General features: G+C 76.8%; 13 protein-coding genes. 4 read left to right on the top strand and 9 right to left on the bottom strand.

What is annotated here, in order from left to right; all coding sequences use genetic code 11:
- Position 1: 1 nt before the first annotated feature.
- The 3 genes from treZ to ASF47_RS05940 are packed head-to-tail and all read left to right on the top strand — an operon-like array spanning position 2 to position 5,377.
- Entirely contained in the window at positions 2–1,813 is a 1,812-nt protein-coding gene (gene treZ, locus ASF47_RS05950; protein WP_056863114.1) for a malto-oligosyltrehalose trehalohydrolase, read from the top strand.
- A gap of 58 nt (positions 1,814–1,871) precedes the next feature.
- Positions 1,872–3,608 (top strand): ABC transporter transmembrane domain-containing protein, encoded by a 1,737-nt coding sequence (locus tag ASF47_RS05945; protein WP_056863113.1) that lies wholly within the window; start codon positions 1,872–1,874, stop codon positions 3,606–3,608.
- Complete coding sequence (locus ASF47_RS05940) at positions 3,605–5,377, top strand: ABC transporter ATP-binding protein (protein ID WP_056863112.1); 1,773 nt, start codon at positions 3,605–3,607, stop codon at positions 5,375–5,377. The genes ASF47_RS05945 and ASF47_RS05940 overlap by 4 nt, the downstream gene beginning before the upstream one ends.
- 104 nt (positions 5,378–5,481) lie before the next feature.
- Here the strand turns inward: ASF47_RS05940 and ASF47_RS05935 are convergent, their stop codons facing one another.
- From ASF47_RS05935 to ASF47_RS05925, 3 genes are all read right to left on the bottom strand, one after another.
- On the bottom strand, positions 5,482–6,180 hold the full coding sequence (locus ASF47_RS05935) for an NAD-dependent deacylase (protein ID WP_200918973.1): 699 nt from the start codon (positions 6,178–6,180) through the stop codon (positions 5,482–5,484).
- A 100-nt stretch (positions 6,181–6,280) separates the two neighbouring features.
- Entirely contained in the window at positions 6,281–6,844 is a 564-nt protein-coding gene (locus ASF47_RS05930; protein WP_056863110.1) for a DUF4333 domain-containing protein, read from the bottom strand.
- A 223-nt stretch (positions 6,845–7,067) separates the two neighbouring features.
- A complete protein-coding gene (locus tag ASF47_RS05925; RefSeq protein ID WP_056863109.1) occupies positions 7,068–7,985 on the bottom strand; it encodes a 1,4-dihydroxy-2-naphthoyl-CoA synthase in 918 nt (305 codons plus the stop codon).
- Between the two features lie 78 nt (positions 7,986–8,063).
- On the opposite strand from ASF47_RS05925, the gene ASF47_RS05920 reads away from it, so the two are divergent.
- The gene (locus tag ASF47_RS05920) at positions 8,064–8,510 is read left to right on the top strand and encodes a nitroreductase family deazaflavin-dependent oxidoreductase (RefSeq protein WP_056863108.1); all 447 of its coding nucleotides are present in this window, start codon (positions 8,064–8,066) and stop codon (positions 8,508–8,510) included.
- A gap of 64 nt (positions 8,511–8,574) precedes the next feature.
- Here ASF47_RS05920 and ASF47_RS05915 read toward each other — a convergent pair whose 3' ends face one another.
- The 6 genes from ASF47_RS05915 to ASF47_RS05890 form a co-directional block, all read right to left on the bottom strand.
- Positions 8,575–9,183, bottom strand: coding sequence for an ACT domain-containing protein (locus ASF47_RS05915; RefSeq protein WP_056863107.1), 609 nt, complete (start codon positions 9,181–9,183; stop codon positions 8,575–8,577).
- Between the two features lie 9 nt (positions 9,184–9,192).
- Entirely contained in the window at positions 9,193–11,169 is a 1,977-nt protein-coding gene (gene recD / locus ASF47_RS05910; RefSeq protein WP_082500069.1) for an exodeoxyribonuclease V subunit alpha, read from the bottom strand.
- Positions 11,166–14,597, bottom strand: a complete 3,432-nt coding sequence (locus ASF47_RS05905; RefSeq protein ID WP_056863536.1) for a UvrD-helicase domain-containing protein — start codon at positions 14,595–14,597, stop codon at positions 11,166–11,168. Before ASF47_RS05905 ends, recD begins: the two co-directional genes overlap by 4 nt.
- 107 nt (positions 14,598–14,704) lie before the next feature.
- Entirely contained in the window at positions 14,705–18,127 is a 3,423-nt protein-coding gene (gene recC / locus ASF47_RS05900) for an exodeoxyribonuclease V subunit gamma (RefSeq protein WP_056863106.1), read from the bottom strand.
- Positions 18,128–18,280: 153 nt separating this feature from the next.
- The gene (locus tag ASF47_RS05895; RefSeq protein ID WP_056863105.1) at positions 18,281–18,772 is read right to left on the bottom strand and encodes a PGPGW domain-containing protein; all 492 of its coding nucleotides are present in this window, start codon (positions 18,770–18,772) and stop codon (positions 18,281–18,283) included.
- Positions 18,773–18,892: 120 nt separating this feature from the next.
- Positions 18,893–19,441, bottom strand: a complete 549-nt coding sequence (locus ASF47_RS05890; protein WP_056863104.1) for a PGPGW domain-containing protein — start codon at positions 19,439–19,441, stop codon at positions 18,893–18,895.
- Positions 19,442–19,541 lie beyond the last annotated feature (100 nt).

Raw genomic sequence — 19,541 nt, 5'->3', positions numbered from 1 at the left:
CATGACCGGGACCACCGGATCCACGACCGGCACGACCCGTGCACCCGCGCGGGGGCCCTTCGACGTCTGGGCGCCCGTGCCCGAGCGGGTGCGGCTGCACGTCGCCGGCGCCGAGCCGGTGGCGATGACCCGCGGAGACGACGGATGGTGGACCCCCGCCGGCGCGGTGCCCGGCGCCGACTCCGGCCCCGTCGACTACGGCTACCTGCTCGACGACGACGACACCCCGCGGCCCGACCCGCGCTCGCGGCGCCAGCCCGACGGCGTCCACGGCCTCTCGCGCAGCTTCGACCCCTCGGCGTACGCCTGGGGCGACGGCGCCTGGACCGGGCGCCAGCTCGCGGGCTCGGTCGTCTACGAGCTCCACGTCGGCACCTTCACCCCCGAGGGCACCCTCGACGCCGCGCTGGGACGCCTCGACCACCTGGTCGACCTCGGCGTCGACCTCGTCGAGGTGATGCCGGTCAACGCCTTCAACGGCACCCACAACTGGGGCTACGACGGCGTCGCCTGGTACGCCGTGGACGAGTCCTACGGCGGGCCCGAGGCCTACCAGCGCTTCGTCGACGGCTGCCACGCCGCCGGGCTCGGCGTGGTGCAGGACGTCGTCTACAACCACCTCGGCCCCTCCGGCAACTACCTGCCGCTCTACGGCCCCTACCTCACCGAGGGCCGCAACACCTGGGGCGACCTGGTCAACCTCGACCAGGAGGGCTCGGCGCAGGTGCGCCGCTACATCCTCGACAACGTCGCGATGTGGCTCGAGGACTACCACGTCGACGCGCTGCGCCTCGATGCCGTGCACGCGCTGCAGGACACCTCCGCGGTGCACCTGCTGGAGGAGATGGGCCTCGAGGTCGCCGCGCTGTCGGCCCACCTGCGCCGCCCCCTCACGCTGATCGCGGAGTCCGACCTCAACGACACCCGCATGGTCACCCCCCGCGAGGGCGGCGGGCGCGGTCTCGACGCGCAGTGGAGCGACGACTTCCACCACGCCGTGCACGTCGCGCTCACCGGCGAGACCACCGGCTACTACGCCGACTTCGAGCCGCTCGAGGCCCTGTCCAAGGTGATCACCCGCGGCTTCTTCCACGACGGCACCTACAGCTCCTTCCGCGAGGCCGACCACGGCCGGCCCGTCGACACCGCGACCATGCCGACCTGGCGCCTGGTGGTCTGCAACCAGAACCACGACCAGATCGGCAACCGCGCCGTCGGCGACCGGCTCACCGAGCACCTCGACGAGGGCGGCCTCGGTCTGGCCGCGCTGCTCACGCTCACCGGACCCTTCACCCCGATGCTGTTCCAGGGCGAGGAGTGGGCGGCCTCCACGCCGTTCCAGTTCTTCACCAGCCACCCCGAGCCCGAGCTGGGCAAGGCGACCGCCGAGGGACGGATCGCGGAGTTCGCGAAGATGGGCTGGGACCCCGACGCCGTGCCCGACCCGCAGGACCCCGCGTCCTTCGAGCGCTCGAAGCTGGACTGGTCGCAGGTCGAGGACCCCGCGGCCGGCGACGGCGTGCACGCCCGCGTGCTCGACCTCTACCGCCGCCTCGTCGCCCTGCGCCGGGCCCGGCCCGAGCTCACCGACCCCGCCTTCGGCGCCACCACCTGCGAGGTCGACGAGGCGGCCCGGCTGGTCACCATGGGCCGCGGCTCGCTGCGCGTGGTCGCCAACCTCGGCGACCGGCCCGTCGTGGTCACCACCGGCCCGGGCGAGGTGCTCCTGGCCACCGCCGACGGGGTCGCCCTGGACGTCTCCGGCACGCTCACCCTGCCCGCCCACGCGGGCGCGGTGGTCGAGCCGGCCTGACGCGTCCGCGGCACGCCCCACCCGCTCGGCGGGGGACAAGTAAGGCTAGCCTTACCCGGTGCCGACCACCCCCGCTCCCGCGCCGGCCACCGGCGGGGCGCTGCTGCGGCGGGCGCTGCGGCGCAACGCCCCCCGGCTCGGCGGCGCGTCGGCGCTGATCGCGGTGTGGCAGGTGTGCGAGGCGATGGTGCCGGTGATGATCGGCGTGGTCGTCGACCGCGCCGTCGCCACCGGCTCCTGGTCGGCGCTGGCGCTGTGGGGCGGGGTGCTCTGCGCCCTCTTCGCGACCCTGGCCTTCAGCTACCGCGGCGGCGCGATCGTCGGTGAGGGCGCGCTGCAGCGCGAGGGGCACCGGCTGCGCACGGAGGTGTCGGGCCACCTGCTCGACCCCCGTGGCGCCCGCGCCGACCAGGTGCCCGGCGACCTGCTCGCGGTGGCCACCGGCGACGCCGACCAGGCCGCGGCGGTGCTGCGCCAGGCGTGGTTCGCGGTGGCGGCGGTGGTCGGCTTCGCGGTCACCGCGGTGGTGCTGGCCCGCATCGACCTGGTGCTGACGCTGGTGGTGCTGGTCGGCGTACCGGTCGCGCTGCTCGTCAACCACCTGTTGGCCGGCCCCCTCACCCGCCGCAGCGCGGTGCGCCAGGAGGCGCTCGGACGCGCCACCGGCATCGCCACCGACCTCGTCACCGGCCTGCGCCCGCTCAAGGGCATCGGCGCCGAGGACGTCGCGCTGGCGCGCTACCGCCGCGAGAGCCACCGCGCCGCCGAGGCCAGCGTCGCCGCCGCCCGCTGGGAGGGCCTGCTGTACGGCGCGACCCAGGGGCTCAGCGGCGTCGTGCTGGTGGTGGTCGCCCTCGTGGCGGGCTCGCGCGCCCTCGACGGGGCGCTGAGCATCGGGGAGCTGATCGCGGTCGTCGGCCTCGCGCAGTTCGTGGCCGAGCCGCTGCAGACCCTGGCCTACTTCGTGGCCCAGCTCGCCCAGTCGCGGGCCTCGGCCGACCGCCTCGTCACGGTGCTCGCCACGCCCCGGCTGCTGCTCGCGGGCGAGGCCGCGGCCACCGGCCCGGCCGACCTCGCCCTCCGCGACGTCCACAGCGGCACGCTGCGGGGCGTGGACCTGCGCGCCGAGCCCGGCGAGCTGGTCGCCGTCGTGGCCGGGGACCCCGCCGACGCCGCCGCCCTGGCGCGGCTGCTGCGCGGCGAGCTGCGCCCCGACCGCGGCGAGGTGCGCCTCGGCGGCACGCCGCTCACCGACCTGACCCTGGCCGAGACCCGCCGGCTGCTGCTGGTCGCCGACCACCAGGTCGACCTCTTCGAGGGCACCCTGCGCAGCAACGTCGACCCCGGCGGCCGCCTCGACGACGAGCGCCTCGCGGCCGTGCTCGTCGCCTCGGCCGCCGACGAGGTGGTCGCCCACTGCGCGGGCGGTCTGGAGGAGCCGGTCACGGTCGGCGGCACCACGCTCTCCGGCGGGCAGCGCCAGCGGGTCGGGCTGGCCCGCGCCCTCGCCGCGCCGGCCCCCGTGCTCGTGCTCCACGACCCCACCACCGCCGTCGACGCCGCCACCGAGCACCGCATCGCCGCCGCCCTCGTCGCGGAGCGCCACCCGGGCGAGCAGGGGGCGGCGGCCGCCGCGAGTGGCGCGCCCACGACGCTGCTGCTCACGAGCAGCCCGGTGCTGCTGGCTCGCGCCCACCGCGTCGTGCACCTCGACGCGGGGCGGGTGAGGGCCACCGGCACCCACGCGCAGCTGGTGCGCGACGACAGCGCCTACCGCGAGGCGGTGCTGCGATGACCACCCTGCTCCCCCGCTCCACCCCCCGCGAGGCCGCCCGGCTGACGCTGACCCTGCTGCGCCGTCGTCGCCTCGACGTCGCGCTCACCGCCGGGCTCTACGTGCTCGTCGGGCTGGCCGGTCTCGTCGCGCCCTGGCAGCTCGGCGCCGTCGTCGACACCGTCGCCGAGGGCGGCAGCCGCGACGACGTCGTGCGCTCGGCGCTGTGGATCCTCGGCGCCGCCGTCGTGGTCATGGTCGGCACCGCGCTCGCCACGGGCCGCCTCGCACGGGCCGGCGAGCCGGCGCTGGCCGAGCTGCGCGAGCAGGCCCTCGACCGGGCGCTGCACCTCGACGGCGCCACGGTCGAGGAGGCCGGCAGCGGCGACCTGCTCAGCCGCGTCGGCGACGACGTGCGCCTCGTCGCGCAGTCACTCACCGAGGTGGTGCCGCTGCTCGTGGGCTCGGCGCTCGCGATCGTGCTCACCGCCGGCGGGCTCTTCGCGCTCGACTGGCGGCTGGGGCTGGCCGGGCTGCTGACGGCCCCGGCGTACGTGCGGGCGCTGCGGTGGTACCTCCCCCGCTCCGCCCCCCTCTACCAGCGCGAGCGCGAGGCCAACGGCGTGCGCGCGCAGGCCTTCCTCACCGGCGTGCACGGCAGCCGCACGCTGCGCGCCCACGGCCTCTCCGCCGCCCACCAGGAGCAGGTCGACGCCGCCTCGTGGGCCTCGGCGCGGATCTCCCTCGACGTGGTCGGCTTCTTCACCCGCTTCGGGCTGCGGCTCAACCGCGCCGAGCTGGTGGGCCTGCTGCTGGTGCTCGTCGCGGGCTTCCTGCTGGTGCGCGCCGGGGAGGCCAGCGTCGGCGAGGTCACCGCCGCGGGGCTGTACTTCCACCGGCTCTTCAACCCCATCGGCGCCGTGCTCTTCCTCTTCGACGCCGCCCAGTCGGCCGGCGCCTCGCTGACCCGCCTCGCCGGCCTCGCCCTGCTGCCCGCGCGCGTGCCGCCCCACGGCACCCGTGCCGGCACCGACACCACCCTAGAGGTCCGCGACCTCACCCACGAGTACGCCGAGGGCCGCCCGGCCGTCGACGGGGTGTCGCTGCGGGTGCCCGCCGGGCAGCGCGTGGCCGTCGTCGGGGCCAGCGGCGCGGGCAAGACCACCCTCGGCTCGGTGGTCGCCGGGCGCCTCGCCCCCACCCGCGGGGAGGTGCTGGTCGGGGGCCTGCCCGCCGACCGGGTCGTCGCGCCGGGTCGCGCGGGCCGACCGACCGTGGCGCTGGTGAGCCAGGAGGTGCACGTCTTCACCGGCAGCGTGCGCGACAACCTCACCCTGGCCCACCCCGGGGCCGAGGAGGCCGAGGTGGTCGACGCCCTCGACGCCGTCGGCGCGCTCGGCTGGGTGCGGGCGCTACCCGAGGGGCTGGATACCGCGGTGGGCGCCTCCGCCCACCCCCTCACCCCGGCCCAGGCCCAGCAGCTCGCGCTGGCCCGCGTCGTGCTGGCCGACCCGCTGGTGGTCGTGCTCGACGAGGCCACCGCCGAGGCCGGCTCCGCCGGCGCCCGCGACCTCGAGTCCGCTGCCCTCGCCGTCACCCGTGGCCGCACCTCGCTGACGATCGCCCACCGGCTCACCCAGGCCGCCAGCGCCGACCGGGTGGTCGTCATGGCGGCCGGCCGCGTCGTCGAGGACGGCCCCCACGCCGACCTCGTCGCCGCCGGCGGCCCCTACGCCCGCCTCTGGGCCGCCTGGTCGGGCACCGAGCCCGCTCCCCCCGCGCAGCTGTGACGCCGGGTCGCCTCCTCTGCCAGCCCGTCGTGACGGGCGGCAGATGCGCTGACGGGGCGTGAGCGCAGGGCGGCGCGGCGTGACCGGTGGCGGCGCGGGGCGGGTCAGTCGGCGGCGGGGCCGAGGAGGTCCTCGACCCAGGCGGGCACGAGGACGCCGGCGGGGCCGTGACGGGCCTCGCGGAACCACGCGGTGCCCTCGCTGGGCTGCAGGTTGAGCTCGAGGGTGGGCACACCGTGGCGGGCGGCCTGCTGCACGAAGCCGGCGGCGGGGTAGACCGCGCCGGAGGTGCCGATGGAGACGAAGAGGTCGGCGCGGCCGAGGGAGTCGAGGATGCGGTCCATCTCGTAGGGGATCTCCCCGAACCACACCACGTCGGGCCGCAGCGCCGGGGCCCCGCAGCCGGGGCAGGCGGGGTCGCCGCCCATCGGGCCGTCCCAGGGGTGACGGCCCTCGCAGGCCAGGCACCACGCCTTGAGCAGCTCGCCGTGCATGTGCAGCACCCGGGTGGAGCCGGCGCGCTCGTGCAGGTCGTCGATGTTCTGGGTCACCACGAGCAGGTCGTCGCCCAGCGCCTCCTCCAGCCGCGCGAGCGCGCGGTGGGCGGAGTTGGGCACCACGCCGGCGAGCGCGGCGCGGCGCGCGTCGTAGAACTCGTGCACCAGCACCGGGTCGGCGACGTAGGCCTCCGGGGTGGCGACGTCCTCGACGCGGTGGCCCTCCCACAGCCCGTCGGCGTCGCGGAAGGTCGGCACCCCGCTCTCGGCGGAGATGCCCGCCCCGGTCAGCACGACGATCCTCACGGCCGCCACCCTAGGGGGTCCCTGCGCGCGGGGCGCCCCGCTGCGTCCGCGGAGCGACCGCACCTCGACCCGGGAGCCCCCTCGTCCGGGCGTGCGCCGCTCAGCCCGCGTCGACGATGTCGAAGATGACCTGGAGGCCGTCGTTGCCCGTCGACGTCGCCTCCACGGCGCCCTCGCCGTCGGGCGAGGCGATCTCGCAGCGCGAGGTGTCGCCCGGGGTGGCCGAGAGGTCGTCGGAGCACTCGACGGAGTCCACGGTGATGCCCTGGTCCTCGACGTAGTCGGCCACGAAGTCGGCCAGGGCCGCGGCGGTGACGTAGAGGTCGATGGAGAAGTCGACGTCGTCCTCGTTGACGGTCTCCACCGTGGCACGGATGTTGGTCTCCTGCGGGTCGCCCTCGGCGGTGGCGCCGCACTCCTGCGAGGCGCCCTCCTCCGCGTCGAGGTCGCCCTCGCAGGCGACGTCGATGGTGTCGGCGTCGGCCCCGGTGATGAAGCCCGCGACCTGGGTCTCGAGCTCCTCCTGGGCGACCGTGCCGGGGTCGGTGCCGGCGCTGACCGAGCCGCTGCAGCCCGCGGCCAGCAGGGCGACGGCCGCGGCGAGCGCGAGGCCCGCGCGACGGGCGGGCGACGACGTGGAGGGCTGACGGGTGGGACGCGGCACGGGACACCTCGGCGGTCGACCTGGCTGCCCGCGATCGCGGGCCCGCGCCAGTATGGAGCCGTCCGCGCCCCCGCCGGGCCCGAACGCCCGCGCCCGGTCCACCCGGTCTAGCCGTCCCCCGGACGGGCGGCGCGCGTCCTACTGACCGTTGCGACCTCTACCTGACAGTCATGACGCCCTGCCAGTGGTCGCAACGATCAGTAGGACGCGATCGCGGCGCGGCTCAGTAGTACCAGGGGAAGGGCGACCAGTCGGGCTCGCGCTTCTCGAGGAACTGGTCGCGGCCCTCCTGGGCCTCGTCGGTCATGTAGGCCAGGCGGGTGGTCTCACCGGCGAAGAGCTGCTGGCCCACGAGGCCGTCGTCGATGGCGTTGAAGGAGTACTTCAGCATCCGCTGGGCGGTGGGCGACTTGCCGTTGACCAGGCGGCCCCACTCCAGGGCGGTGGCCTCTAGCTCGGCGTGGGGCACGGCGCGGTTGACGGTGCCCATGCGCACGCCGTCCTCGGCGGAGTACTCCTGGCCGAGGAAGAAGATCTCGCGGGCGACCTTCTGGCCCACCTGGCGGGCGAGGTAGGCCGAGCCGAAGCCGCCGTCGAAGGAGCCGACGTCGGCGTCGGTCTGCTTGAAGCGGGCCTGCTCGAGGCTGGCCAGGGTCAGGTCGCACACGACGTGGAGGCTGTGGCCGCCGCCGGCGGTCCAGCCCGGCACGACGCAGATGACGACCTTGGGCATGAAGCGGATCAGCCGCTGCACCTCGAGGATGTGCAGGCGCCCGAGGCGGGCCTTGTCGACGGTCTCGACGGTCTCGCCCTCGGCGTACTGGTAGCCCGCGCGGCCGCGGATGCGCTGGTCGCCGCCGGTGCAGAAGGCCCACTTGCCGTGCCGCTCGGCCGGGCCGTTGCCGGTGAGCAGGACGCAGCCGACGTCGCTGGTGGTGCGGGCGTGCTCGAGCACCCGCAGCAGCTCGTCGACGGTGTGGGGGCGGAAGGCGTTGAGCACGTCGGGGCGGTCGAAGGCCACCCGCACCGTGCCGTGCGCCCGCGCGCGGTGGTAGGTCAGGTCGGTCAGGTCCTCGAAGCCGGGCACGACGTCCCAGGCCTCGGCGTCGAAGATCTCCGACACCCCGTCGATGGCGCTCATGCGGGCAGGCTATCGCCGTGGGCCGCTGCGACCCGCCGGGGTCTGGAATACCGCCGCGCCGCGTGGTCTTCTGGCCCCATGGCACTGAGTGGAGAGTACGAGCCGAGCCCCGAGAAGTGGGTCCGCGAGCAGGTCGAGCGCTACGAGGCCACCGGCGGCGCCGAGGCCAACACGCTGCCCGACCGCCCCGACTGGCCGATCGTGGTGATCACCTCGCGGGGCGCGAAGTCCGGCAAGCTGCGCAAGAACCCCGTGATGCGCGTCGAGCACGACGGCGTCTACGCCGCGGTCGCCTCCAAGGGCGGCGCCCCCGAGCACCCGACGTGGTACCACAACTTCCTGGCCCACCCCGAGGTCGAGCTCCAGGACGGCCCCGAGCCCCACACCTACCGGGCGCGCGTGGCCGAGGGCGAGGAGCGCGCCGTGTGGTGGGAGCGGGCGGTGGCGGTCTACTCGCCGTACGCCGAGTACCAGGAGAAGACCGACCGCGAGATCCCGGTCTTCCTGCTCGAGCGCACCGACTGAGACCCGGCCCGCTCGGGCCGGGTCAGGCCCACCAGGTCAGGCCCACCGGATCAGGGTCACCGGGTCAGGGCCGGGCGATGGTCATGGCCAGGCCGGCCAGGTGGCCGATCCGGGCGACCTCGGAGTCGAGGAACTCCGGGCCGCCGCGGCGCCCGACGACGACGATCTCGTTGCCCGAGAGCCGGGCGCCGACGTGGATGGTCGTCTCCTCGCCCTCGACCTCGAGGCGCGCCGCGCGCTCGACCTCGACGAAGGGGAGCACGGCGGGGGCCGCCGCGGTGGCGTAGGTGACGCCCTGCGAGCGGTGCACCCGCGCGGCCCAGTCGGAGCGGAAGACCACCGGCAGCAGGTCGACCAGCCGGTCGGGGGCCTCGCTCGGGTTGGTGGTGAGGTCCTCGACGGCCTCGAGGTCGAGGAAGAGGTTGCCACCGGCGCCGTAGCGGCTGATCCACACCACCCGCACGCCGGCGAGCGCGTTGCAGGCCGAGACGATGGTGTCGGGCATGGCGGTGGGCGGCAGCTCGAGCAGCACGTCGTCAAGGGCCGTGCCGTCGTGGCGCTTCTCGACGATCTCGATCGCCTCGATGTCGCCCCCGGCCTCACCGATGGCGCCCGCGAGGCGTCCCAGCGATCCGGGGACGTCGGGCAGCTCGACACGCAGCAGGAAGGACACGCCGCGACCCTAGTGCGTCGGTGTTGCCGGCGGATTTCCCGCTGTCCGCACTGCGGGCCCCTCCGCAGGGGGGGTGTCGGCGCCGGCCAGCCGCTGGCGCAGGCCCGTGGCGCGCCGTGCGCGGCGCTCGACGGCGGCCCGCACGGCCGACTCCGTGCCGACCACGCGCACGCGCCGACGGGCCCGGGTGACCGCGGTGTAGAACAGCTCGCGGCTCAGGAGCGGGGAGTCCTCCGGCGGCAGCAGCACGGTCACCTCGTCGGCCTGGCTGCCCTGGCTCTTGTGGATCGTCATCGCGTGCATCGTGTCGACGTCACCCAGGCGCGAGGGGCTGAGCTCGAGGTGGTCGCCCACCCCGGCGACGACCGCGCGCAGGGCGGGCCCGCCCCGACCGCGACGGTCGGCCCGCCCCGCGGTCTGGTCCTGCGACGTGGACCCGTCGGGGTCCTCGGGCCCGGCGACCACGACACCGGTGTCGCCGTTGAAGAGGTGCAGGCCGTAGTCGTTGGCGGTCACCAGCAGGGGGCGTCCGACGTACCACTCCTGGCCCCAGCCGGGGCCGACCGGCGTCTCGGTGGCCTCGGCGACCCAGCGCTCGACCTGACGGTTCCAGTGCTGCACGCCGTAGGGGCCCTGGCGGTGGGCGCAGAGGAGCCGGTGGCGCTCGAGCACGGCCAGCGCGGTCTCGACGTCGCCCGCCGCTGCGGCCTCGCGCAGGTCGAGGGCGTGGCGCAGCAGCACCTCACGCAGCAGGGCCGTCCCCGGCCCCGGTGCCTGCGCCGCCACGGCTCCGGGGGGCGCGCCGGCGGCGGTGGGCCCCGGGTCGATCCACTCGACCTCCTCGCCGCCCTCGGCGAGCAGCGCCACGACGCGGTCGGCGTCGCCGACGCGCACGGCCTCCGCCAGGCGCCCGATGCCGGCGCCGAAGCGGTGGGAGGTGCGCAGCGCGACCACGGCGCCGGGGTCGCGCTCGGCGAGCCCGCCGACGAGGTCGGCGAGCACGGCCCCGGCCTCGACCGACGCCAGCTGGTCGGGGTCGCCCACCAGCACGAGCCGGGCCTCGGGCCGCACGGCCTCGACCAGGCGGGCCATGAGGGTCAGCGACACCATCGAGGTCTCGTCGACGACGATCACGTCGTGCGGCAGCCGGTTGCCGCGGTGGTGGCGGAAGCGGGTGCGCGAGCCCGGGCGCCAGCCCAGCAGGCGGTGCAGGGTCGAGGCGGTGAGCGCGAGCGGCGCGAGGCGCGCCCGGTCCTCCTCGTCGAGGGTCAGCGAGGCCTCGGCGACGGCCTGCTGGAGCCGCGCGGCGGCCTTGCCGGTGGGCGCGGTGAGCGCCACCCGCGGGAGGGAGCCGGTGGCCTCGGCCTGCTCGGCGAGCATGGCCAGCAGGCCCGCGACCGCGGTGGTCTTGCCGGTGCCGGGCCCGCCGGTGAGCACGGTGGTCCAGCGGCCGGCGGCGGTGCGCGCGGCGGCCCGCTGCTCGTCGAAGCCGTCGTGGGGGAAGACCCGCACCTCCGCGGCGCGCAGGGTGCGCTCGTCGACCGTCGGCGCCGCGCGCCCGGCGCGGGTCAGCAGGTCGTCGCGCACCTGCCCCTCCTCGCGCCAGTAGCGGTCGAGGTAGAGCAGGCTGCCCTCGACGCGCACCACCCCGGCGGCGGCCAGCGGCCCGGCCGCGACCCGCTGGGCCCACCCGGTCGCCTCGGGCCACGGCAGGTCGGCCACCTCGGGGGCGGCGGCGAGGTCGGCGGGGTCGAGCAGGTCGGCGAGGTCGACGCAGACCGACCCGTGACGCACGGCCCGCACGGCCAGGGCCAGCGCGAGGCGCACCTCCTCGTCGGTCTCCCCGGCCAGTGCGCACGCGCGCTCGGCGACGTGGACGTCGGCGGCGGTCAGCACACCCGCGAGGTTGAAGTCGCGCAGCAGCCCCGCGGCGCCGCGCGCCAGGCGCGGGTCGTGGGGGTCCTCGACGTCGAAGAGCTCGATCACGGCGCACCCGCCAGCAGGTCGGAGGCGGCCACCACGAGCGAGGCGGGCGGGCGCCAGCTGAAGACGCCGGCGGGGTGGCCGTCGACGACGGGGGTCTCGGGTCCGCACATGCCACGGACGTAGAGGTAGGCCACGCCGCCCAGGTGCACCGCCGGGTCGTAGCCGGGCACGCGCCAACGCAGGAACCGGTGGGTGACCACGGAGTAGAGCAGCGCCTGGAGCGGGTAGTGCGAGTGCAGCATGGCCTCGCGCAGCCGGTCGGGGGCGTAGTCGGCCGCGGTGAGCGGACGGCCGGGCTCGCCGAGCAGGTTGGTCTTGTAGTCGACCACGACGAAGCGCGTCGCGCCGTCGACCTCCGCGCGCAGCACCACGTCGACCGATCCCGAGAGGTAGCCCCGCAGCACCTGCCCACCCAGCAGCGGCTGCTCCAGTCGCGCGGCGTACGGCGCGAGCGCGTCGTCGGCCGGGAGGTGCTGGCGCAGCAGCCGCCCGAGACCGCGCAGGTGCACCTCGGCGGGCCGCCCGCGCACGTCGCCGCCGTCGAGCGGGATCTCGAAGTCGAGCTCGCGCAGCCGGTCGCCCAGACCGATGTCGCCCAGGGTCAGCCCCGGGAGCAACGGGCCGAGCGGCGTGCGGTGCAGCGGCACGAGGGCCTGGGCGAGGTCGTCGGCGGGCACGTCGACGGGCCACCAGCGCAGCTGCTCGACGGTGTGCCCGCGCAGCTCGGCCAGCAGGTCGGGCGCGTCGGGGTCGGCGTGCTCGAGCACCGCGTGGACCAGGCTGCCGAAGCCGGCTCCGGCGGGCAGGTCGGCCATCGGCGAGACCACGGCCGCCTCGGCGTCCGCGACCGGGTCGCCCGGCTCGAGGGCCGCGGCGGCGTCCGCGGCGGACACCGCGGCCAGGGCGTCGCCGGCGAGCGTCGCCTCGTCCTGCAGACCGGGCTCCTCGGGCTCGCTGACCACCCCCGGCGTGGCCGGGCCGGCCGGGCCCGCCTGCTCCTCCTCGACCCGGATCAGGCCGGAGTAGGAGGTGCGGCGCCACTCGGCGTCGACGGCGCGCCCGAAGCGCCTCAGGCTGAGCGGCGCATCGTCGGTGGCCCGGGCCGTGACGGCGGCCTCGGCGACCACCGACTCCTCGCGGGTGGGTCCGCCGAGCTCCTCGAGCAGCCCGAGGACGCGGGTGACGTAGTCGTCGTCGCGCACGGGCTGCTGGTCGGGCACCACCGCCACCCCGGGCTGGCGGCCGAGCAGGAGACGGTGCAGGCCGCCGTCGGCGGTGTTCCTGGTCGGGGCCCACCAGGCCACCACCTGGCCCTGGGCGCGGGTGAGGGCGACGTAGAGGTCGCGCAGCTCCTCCCCGGCGTCCTCACGCTGGTGGGCGGCGGCGCTCGCGGCCCAGTGCGGCCCGGAGCCGGTGACGTCGAGGGCGCGGTCGTGGCCGGCGTGGAAACGGGCGACCTCGACGGGGCGGACGAAGGTCTGGAAGAGGAAGGGGAGGTAGCACACGGGGTACTGCAGCCCCTTGCTGCCGTGGACCGTGACGATCTGCACCGCCGCGAGGTCGCTGTCGAGGCGGCGCGGGCGCTCGGTGCCGGCGGTGCGGCGCCGCTCGTCGCGGAACCACTGCAGCAGCGCGGTGAGCCCGAGCTGCTCGCGCACGACGACCTCGTGCATCACCTGGGCGAGGTGGCGCAGGTCGGTGAGCAGCCGCTCGCCGTCGACCCCGGCGAGCACGCGGGCGCTCAGGCCGCGCTCCTCGGCGGCCTCCACGAGGGCCGCCACCCCCCGGCCGCGCAGCAGCAGCGCCCACCCGCGCAGGGTGTCGGAGACGGCGTCGGTGAGGGAGTCGGCCCGGGAGTCGGCCCGGGGGTCGCCGTCGGCGTCGAGGTCGGCCACGTCGTGGCCGAGGAAGCAGGTGAGCGCGGCGGCCCGCACCCGGCCCGAGCGGTGCGGCTGCTCGAGGCCCTCCAGCAGCGCCAGCCAGTCGTCGGCGGCGGGCGTGGCGAAGACGTGGCCGCCACCGGCGACCACCGAGGCCACCCCGCGCCCGGCCAGCGCGCGCTGCACGAGCAGCCCGTGGTCGCGGGTCGCCACGAGCACGGCCACGTCGGCGGCGCGCAGGGGGCGGCCCTCCCAGGTGGCGTCGGAGGCCAGCAGCGCGGCGATGTCGCCCGCGCAGTCGCGGGCGACGTGCTCGCGGGCGTCGGCGGCACGGATGTCGCCGGAGCGCAGCAGCCGGAAGCCCGGCCGCAGGACCTGGCGCAGCCGGAAGGGCGAGGGGTGGGGCGCGCCGGCGAGGCGGGGCGGGGCGCCGTCGGCACCGTGGTGGGCCGCGACGTCGCGCACCACGATCTCGGGGTGGCCCAGCGCGGCGCCGCGCAGCACGGTCTGCAGCCGGCGCACGAGCCCGTCGTCGCTGCGCCAGTTGGTGGCGAGGGTCGCGCGGTGGGTGGCGGTGGAGGCGGCCGCGAGGTAGGCGACGACGTCGCCGCCCCGGAAGGCGTAGATGGCCTGCTTGGGGTCGCCGATGAGCACCATGGTGGCGGCCCCGGAGAAGGCGCGGTCGAGCACCTGCCACTGCACGGGGTCGGTGTCCTGGAACTCGTCGACGAGCACGATCCGCCAGCGCGCGCGCATCCGCTCGCGCGCCGGGGCGTCGTCGGCCTCGAGGGCGCCGGCGAGCCGGCTGAGCAGGTCGTCGTAGCCGAGCACCCCCAGGCGGCGCTTGCGCCGGTCGACCTCCGCGCGCACGGCGCCGGCGAAGACGAGCCGGGCGCCGCCCGGCGTGCCCGGGTCGGGGGCGGGCTCGGAGCCGGGGCCGCCGTCGGGCACGAGCCGGGCCTGCGGGTCGCCGACCGCGGCCCGGGCCAGCTCGAGCGCGGTGGCGCGGTCGAAGGGCGGCGCGTCGGGGAGGTGGCCGAAGCGGGCGAGGTAGAGGTCGTCGACGACCTCCACCACGAGGTCGTCGAGCGACTCCACCAGCGTGGCGCCGGTGTCGGTGTCGCCGGCGACCCCCAGGGAGCGCAGCACGAGCTGGCAGAACTGGTGGGTGGTGGCGATGGTCGCGCCGTCGAAACCGGCCAGGGCGTCGCGCAGCCGGTGGCGGCGCTCCGCCCGCCCCGCGTCGTCGACGGGCGCCGACGCCGTGCCGTGCACCAGGAGCGTGAGCAGGGCGTCGTCGGGGGCGACGTGCGCGGGGTCGCCGAGAGCGCGCTCGGCTGCCACCAGCTGCTCGCGCACCCGCTCGCGCAGCTCCTGGCTGGCGGCGCGGCCGAAGGTGATGACCAGCATCTCGTCGAGCCGCGCCAGGCCCTCCGCGACGTAGCGGGTCACCAGCGCGCCCACGGTCCACGTCTTGCCGGTGCCGGCGCTGGCCTCGAGCAGGGTGGTGCCGGTCGGCAGCGGGCCGGTCACGTCGAAGGGGGCCATCGCACCGCTCCTGCCCGCCCCGGGGGCGGCGCCGGGACCGACGCCGGGACCGACGCCGTGGTCGGCCCCGGCGCGGTCGGTCGCCGGGGTGCCGGCCTCGCCCGGGGTCACCACGCGCCCTGCTCGGAGTCGAGCAACGGGCTCCACAGGCGCAGGGCCAGGGCGCCGAAGCGGGTGGTCTCGCCGTCGTGCTCCTCGCCCTCGCGGGGGGCCTGGTCGAGACCCGGCACCGGAGCCCCCGGACCCCAGACCCGCACGTGGGCGGGGTCGGAGCACTCACCGGGGAAGCGGTCGTCGTCCCAGTCCCACGACACCTTCTCGAGGGCCTGGTCCTGGGGGGCGCGGGTGCGGCGCTGGGTGGCGTAGCGGAAGGACGACTTCACCGGCAGCGGCAGCGGCTCGCGGCGCCCCTGGTCGAGCAGGGCGACGAGGTCGCGCAGGTGGGTGAGCGCGGTGTGGTCGACGGGGCCGAGCAGCGAGCGGCCGACCGCGTCGCGCGAGCGGCCGTTGGAGGGACGGCCCAGGGTGTGGGCGGTCCAGTTGCGGTCAGGGTCGCTGGCGCTGAGCGCCAGGAGCTGCACCCACGACTGGAGGCGGTGGGTGGCCCCCAGGCGGGAGTAGCTCACCGGCACCAGCCGGTCGCCGAAGACCTCCGGCACGGTGCCGCGCAGGCGGCGGCCGCGGCCCAGGTCGACGTCGACGTCGACGGCCCGGGCCTCGTGGCCGCGGCGCTGGGCCAGGCCCTCCGCGGCCAGCGGGGCGGCGCGCTCGACGACCTGGCGCAGCAGCCGCCAGCCGAGCCGACCGGGAGGCAGCACACCGCGTCGCCACTCGCGCTCGGTGGCCCGCGCGGGGTCGAGACCGGCCAGCAGGTCGCGCACGACCCGGTCACCGACCGCCCACTGGGCCAGCTGGTCGATCTCGACCGGCAGCCCGTCGTCGACCGGCTCCTCGTCGAGGGGCAGCGCGACGTCGAGGCGCTGGCGCACGAAGTCGCGCACCGGGTGCTTGAGGAAGGTGGCCAGCTCCTCCAGCGACACGTCGTCGTCGGCGCCGCGCGCAGGGAGCACGCCGGGGACGAAGGGCACGGGCTCGCGGCGCGGACCCGCCGCGGCGCGGGCGCCCGCGAGCGCCGCGGGGTCGAAGGTGAACCCGGCGTCGGGCACGAGAGCGCCGCGGGTGAGGTTGCGGGCGTCGAAGGGCTGCAGCGGGTGGCGCACCCGCACCGCGTCGCTGACCCGGCGGGCCTGCGCCCCGGTGGCCGCGGGGACGGTGGCGGTGAGGTCGAGGGCGTCGAGCAGCTCGCCCAGGGGCACGGCGGGCGGGCGGGCCTGGCCGGAGTACTCGTCGGCGCCGGCGTAGGTGACGACCAGGGTCTCGGTGGCCGCGAGCACGGCGTCGAGCAGGAGCTGGCGGTCCTCGCTGCGGGCGTCGCGCTCCCCGGTGACCGGGTCACGGGCGAGCACGTCGTCGCCGTCGACGGCCCCGGCGCGGGGGAAGACGCCGTCGTCGAGCCCGAGCAGGCACACCACCCGGTGGGGCACCGAGCGCATCGGCACCATCGTGCAGACCGTGAGGGTGCCGGTGCGGAAGCTGGCCCGGGTGGGCCGCCCGGCGAGGCGGTCCTCCAGCAGCGCCCGCACGTCGGGCAGGCGCAGCTCGGTCGCGGCCAGGCCGGCGGCGTCCTCGCGCACCCGGGCCAGCTCGCGCAGGGCCTGCCCCGACTGCCACGCCTCGTCGCCCGCCACCGCGGTGAGGTCGCCCAGCCCGGAGGCGAGCACGTCGAGCCAGTGCTCGAGGGGGTGCACGCCGACGAGGTCGTCGGTCACCCGCTGCAGCCGCGCCACCAGCTCGGCCAGCCGCCCGGCCAGCTCGACCTGCCCGCTGCCGACGTCGTCGAGGGGCAGGGTGCGGTCGAGCCAGGCGCCGGCGTCCTCCGACATCGCGACCCCGGCGAGCAGCCTGTCGAGGCCGAAGCGCCACGTGCCGGAGACGTAGTCGGCGAGCCCGAACTCCTCGCGGTGCTCGGCGTCGAAGGCCCAGCGCACCCCCGACTCGCGCACCCACTCGGTCAGCTGCTGGAGGTCGTCGTCGCTGAAGCCGAAGCGGCGGCGCACGGGCTCGCTGTGGGCGAGGTCGAGCACGTCGCCCGCGCCAGCGCGGCCGCCGGCGAGGTCGAGCAGACGGGTGGCCACGCCCAGCACCGGGTTGGTGCGGGCCAGGGAGCGGTCGGCGAGGCTGACCCGCAGCCGGTGGGCCGGGTGGCCGTCGGCCCCCACCACGTCGCCGAGCCCGAAGCCGGCACCGACCAGCGGCGCGAAGGACTCGATGTCGGGGCACATCACCAGCACGTCGCGCGGCTCGAGGGTGGGGTCGTCGGCGAGCAGGCCGAGCAGCACCTCGCGCAGCACGTCGACCTGGCGGGCCTGCCCGTGGCAGGCGTGCACCTGCACGGAGCGGTCGCCCGGGGCGAGCACGCGCCCGCCCGCCGGGCCGACGGCGTTGGCGCGCAGGTCCTCCTGGAGCCACCCCAGCAGCGACGGGCGCGACCCCGTCGGGAGCACGGACGGGAGCACGGGCGGGGAGGGCGCGGGTGGGGTGTCGGTGAGGTCGACCGTGGCGAGCACGCGCTGCAGCTCGCGGGTGTCGCGGCCCAGGGTGGAGAGCAGGGGGTGCTCGACGCGGCGGTGGGAGGTGTCGAGCGCGCGGGGCACCGGGCCGCCCGCGGTCTCCGCGGCCAGGGCGTCCCACAGCGCGGCCGAGGGGTGCGGCAGCCACAGGTGCACGTCGCGGTGCTCCCCCAGCGCCGCGAGCAGGTCGACCTCGGTGAGCGGGAGCCGGGTGTGGCCGAAGAGGGAGAGCCGCGGGGGCAGGTCGCAGGCCGCGGGGTCCTCGCGCAGCCTGGCCACGGTCTGGGCGTGGCGCTGCGGCGGCGGTGAGCCGACCCGGGCCACCAACCGGCGCCACAGCTCCGGCTGCCAGGCCAGGTCGGGGGCCAGCGGGCGGCCCGCGCCGTCGGTGTCGCGCCCCGCCGACCAGTCGGCGACGAGGGTGGGGCGCTGCACGGCGTAGGACGACAGGAGGCGGGCCAGCCGCCGTGCGACCGCGAAGCGGCGGCCGCGCCGCAGGTCGCCCTCCTCGCCCGGCGTGTCGCCCTGCCCGGGGGCGGTGTGCCCCAGGTGCAGCGCGAGCGTGCGCGCCCACGGCTCGTCCAGCGAGGCGTCGAGGGTGGCCAGCAGCGGCCAGACCAGGGTGTCGGGGGCCCAGGGGTCGTCGTCGCGGGTGCCGGTCACCTCGGCGACCAGCGAGGTCGGCGAGCGGAAGTCGACGCCAGCGCAGACCCCGTCGTCGCGGCCCGGGGCGCGACCCAGCCGGTGGGAGACCCGCTGGCTCAGCCAGCGCTCCACGCCGCGGGCCGGGACCACCACGACCTCGGTGGCGAAGGGGTCGGCGAGGGGGGTCGCGAGGAGCTCGGCGAGGCCGTCGGCCAGCACGTCGGCGCGGGGCGCACGGTGCAGGGTCAGGGCCATGCGGCGCACCCTAGCCGCCGGTGCCGACAGGCCGGGCGGACCGGTCGGCGAGCGCTCGACGCAGGCTCGAGGCCGGGCTCGACGCAGGCTCGAGGCAGGCTCGGTGCGGGCTCGAGGCAGGCTCGGTGCGGGCCTGAGCGGTCCGGGGCCCGCTCAGCCGCTCGTGAGCGGTGACGCCTTGTCGGCCTCGTCGATGTCGCCCTCGAGGGCCTCGACGGCCTCGGGCTTGCCGTGGAAGCGGCGGTAGCTCCACACGATGAGGCCGAGCGCGATGAACATCGAGGCGACCTGGGTGATGCCGGTGGCCAGCCCGCCGGGCAGCCACCAGCTGTCGGCGAGGGTCCACCAGCTCGGCGGCGGCGGATCGCTGATCCACAGCACGCCGCAGGCGCCGACGACCAGGGCCACGAGGGTCGAGGCGACGATGCGGGGCCAGGTCTCCACGCTCTCCGCGGCGCCCTTGAGCGCGCGGTACTTCAGCGGCTCGAGGCGGCGCTCGGCCCACTCGTACTGCTGGGAGAGCACCGCGACCCCGGCGAACATCAGGATCAGCCCGGGGCCGGGCAGGACGAGGGCGGCGATGCCGACGACGAGGAGGGTCCAGCCCACGACCTCGAGCGTGACGCGCCTGGCGGCGCCCTTCACGGCCTGACTCCTGCACGATGCATGGCACGAGCATCCCAGAAGAGGCCAACTCCCGCGCCCCTCTCGTCCGAGACCGTCACCACGACCTCGCCACGAGGGTGCGACGGCGGGGCGACGACCTCACCCGACCGCCCCGCTGCGCCGGCCCTGCGACCGGTCCGGCGACCGGTGCGGCGGCGCGTCCTGCGGCGCTCCCGACGCCCCCGACGCCCCCGCACCGCGCGCGCCGAGCGCCTCGGGGACGCCGTGGAAGCGGCGGTGGGCCTGCACGGTGAGACCCAGGGCCACGGCGCCCGACACCAGCTGGCCGACGCCCGCCCAGGCGCCGCCCGGCAGCCAGGTCCACGCCGGCAGCACCCACCAGGCGGGCTGCGGCGGCGCCCAGAGCCACAGCAGCCCGCTGAGCCCGAGGGCGGTGGTGACCGCGACGGTCGTCAGCGTGCGCGGCCAGGTCGCCACGCCGCGCGCGGCCTCCCGCAGCGCGAGGCGCCGCCAGGGCTCGAGGCGCGCCGCGGCCCACGGGTCGTGGCGGGCCAGGAGCGCCGCGCCCACACCGAGCAGCAGCAGCCCGGGACCGGGCAGCGGGAAGAGCACCACGCCGAGGGCGACCAGCAGCCAGCCCGCGCCCGACACGAGGACGCGGCGCACGGGCGCGGGGGTGACGGGCATCCGGACACGGTGGCCGACGTCGGTGAACGGCGCGGGAGCGGCAGGCGGCGGGGGCGCGACGCGCCGAGGGATTTCCCCTATCGGAGCGATGCACTGCATA

Source organism: Nocardioides sp. Leaf285 (assembly GCF_001422955.1).
Taxonomy (GTDB): Bacteria; Actinomycetota; Actinomycetes; order Propionibacteriales; family Nocardioidaceae; genus Nocardioides; species Nocardioides kribbensis.
This window is presented reverse-complemented; position numbering and strand designations above follow the sequence as displayed.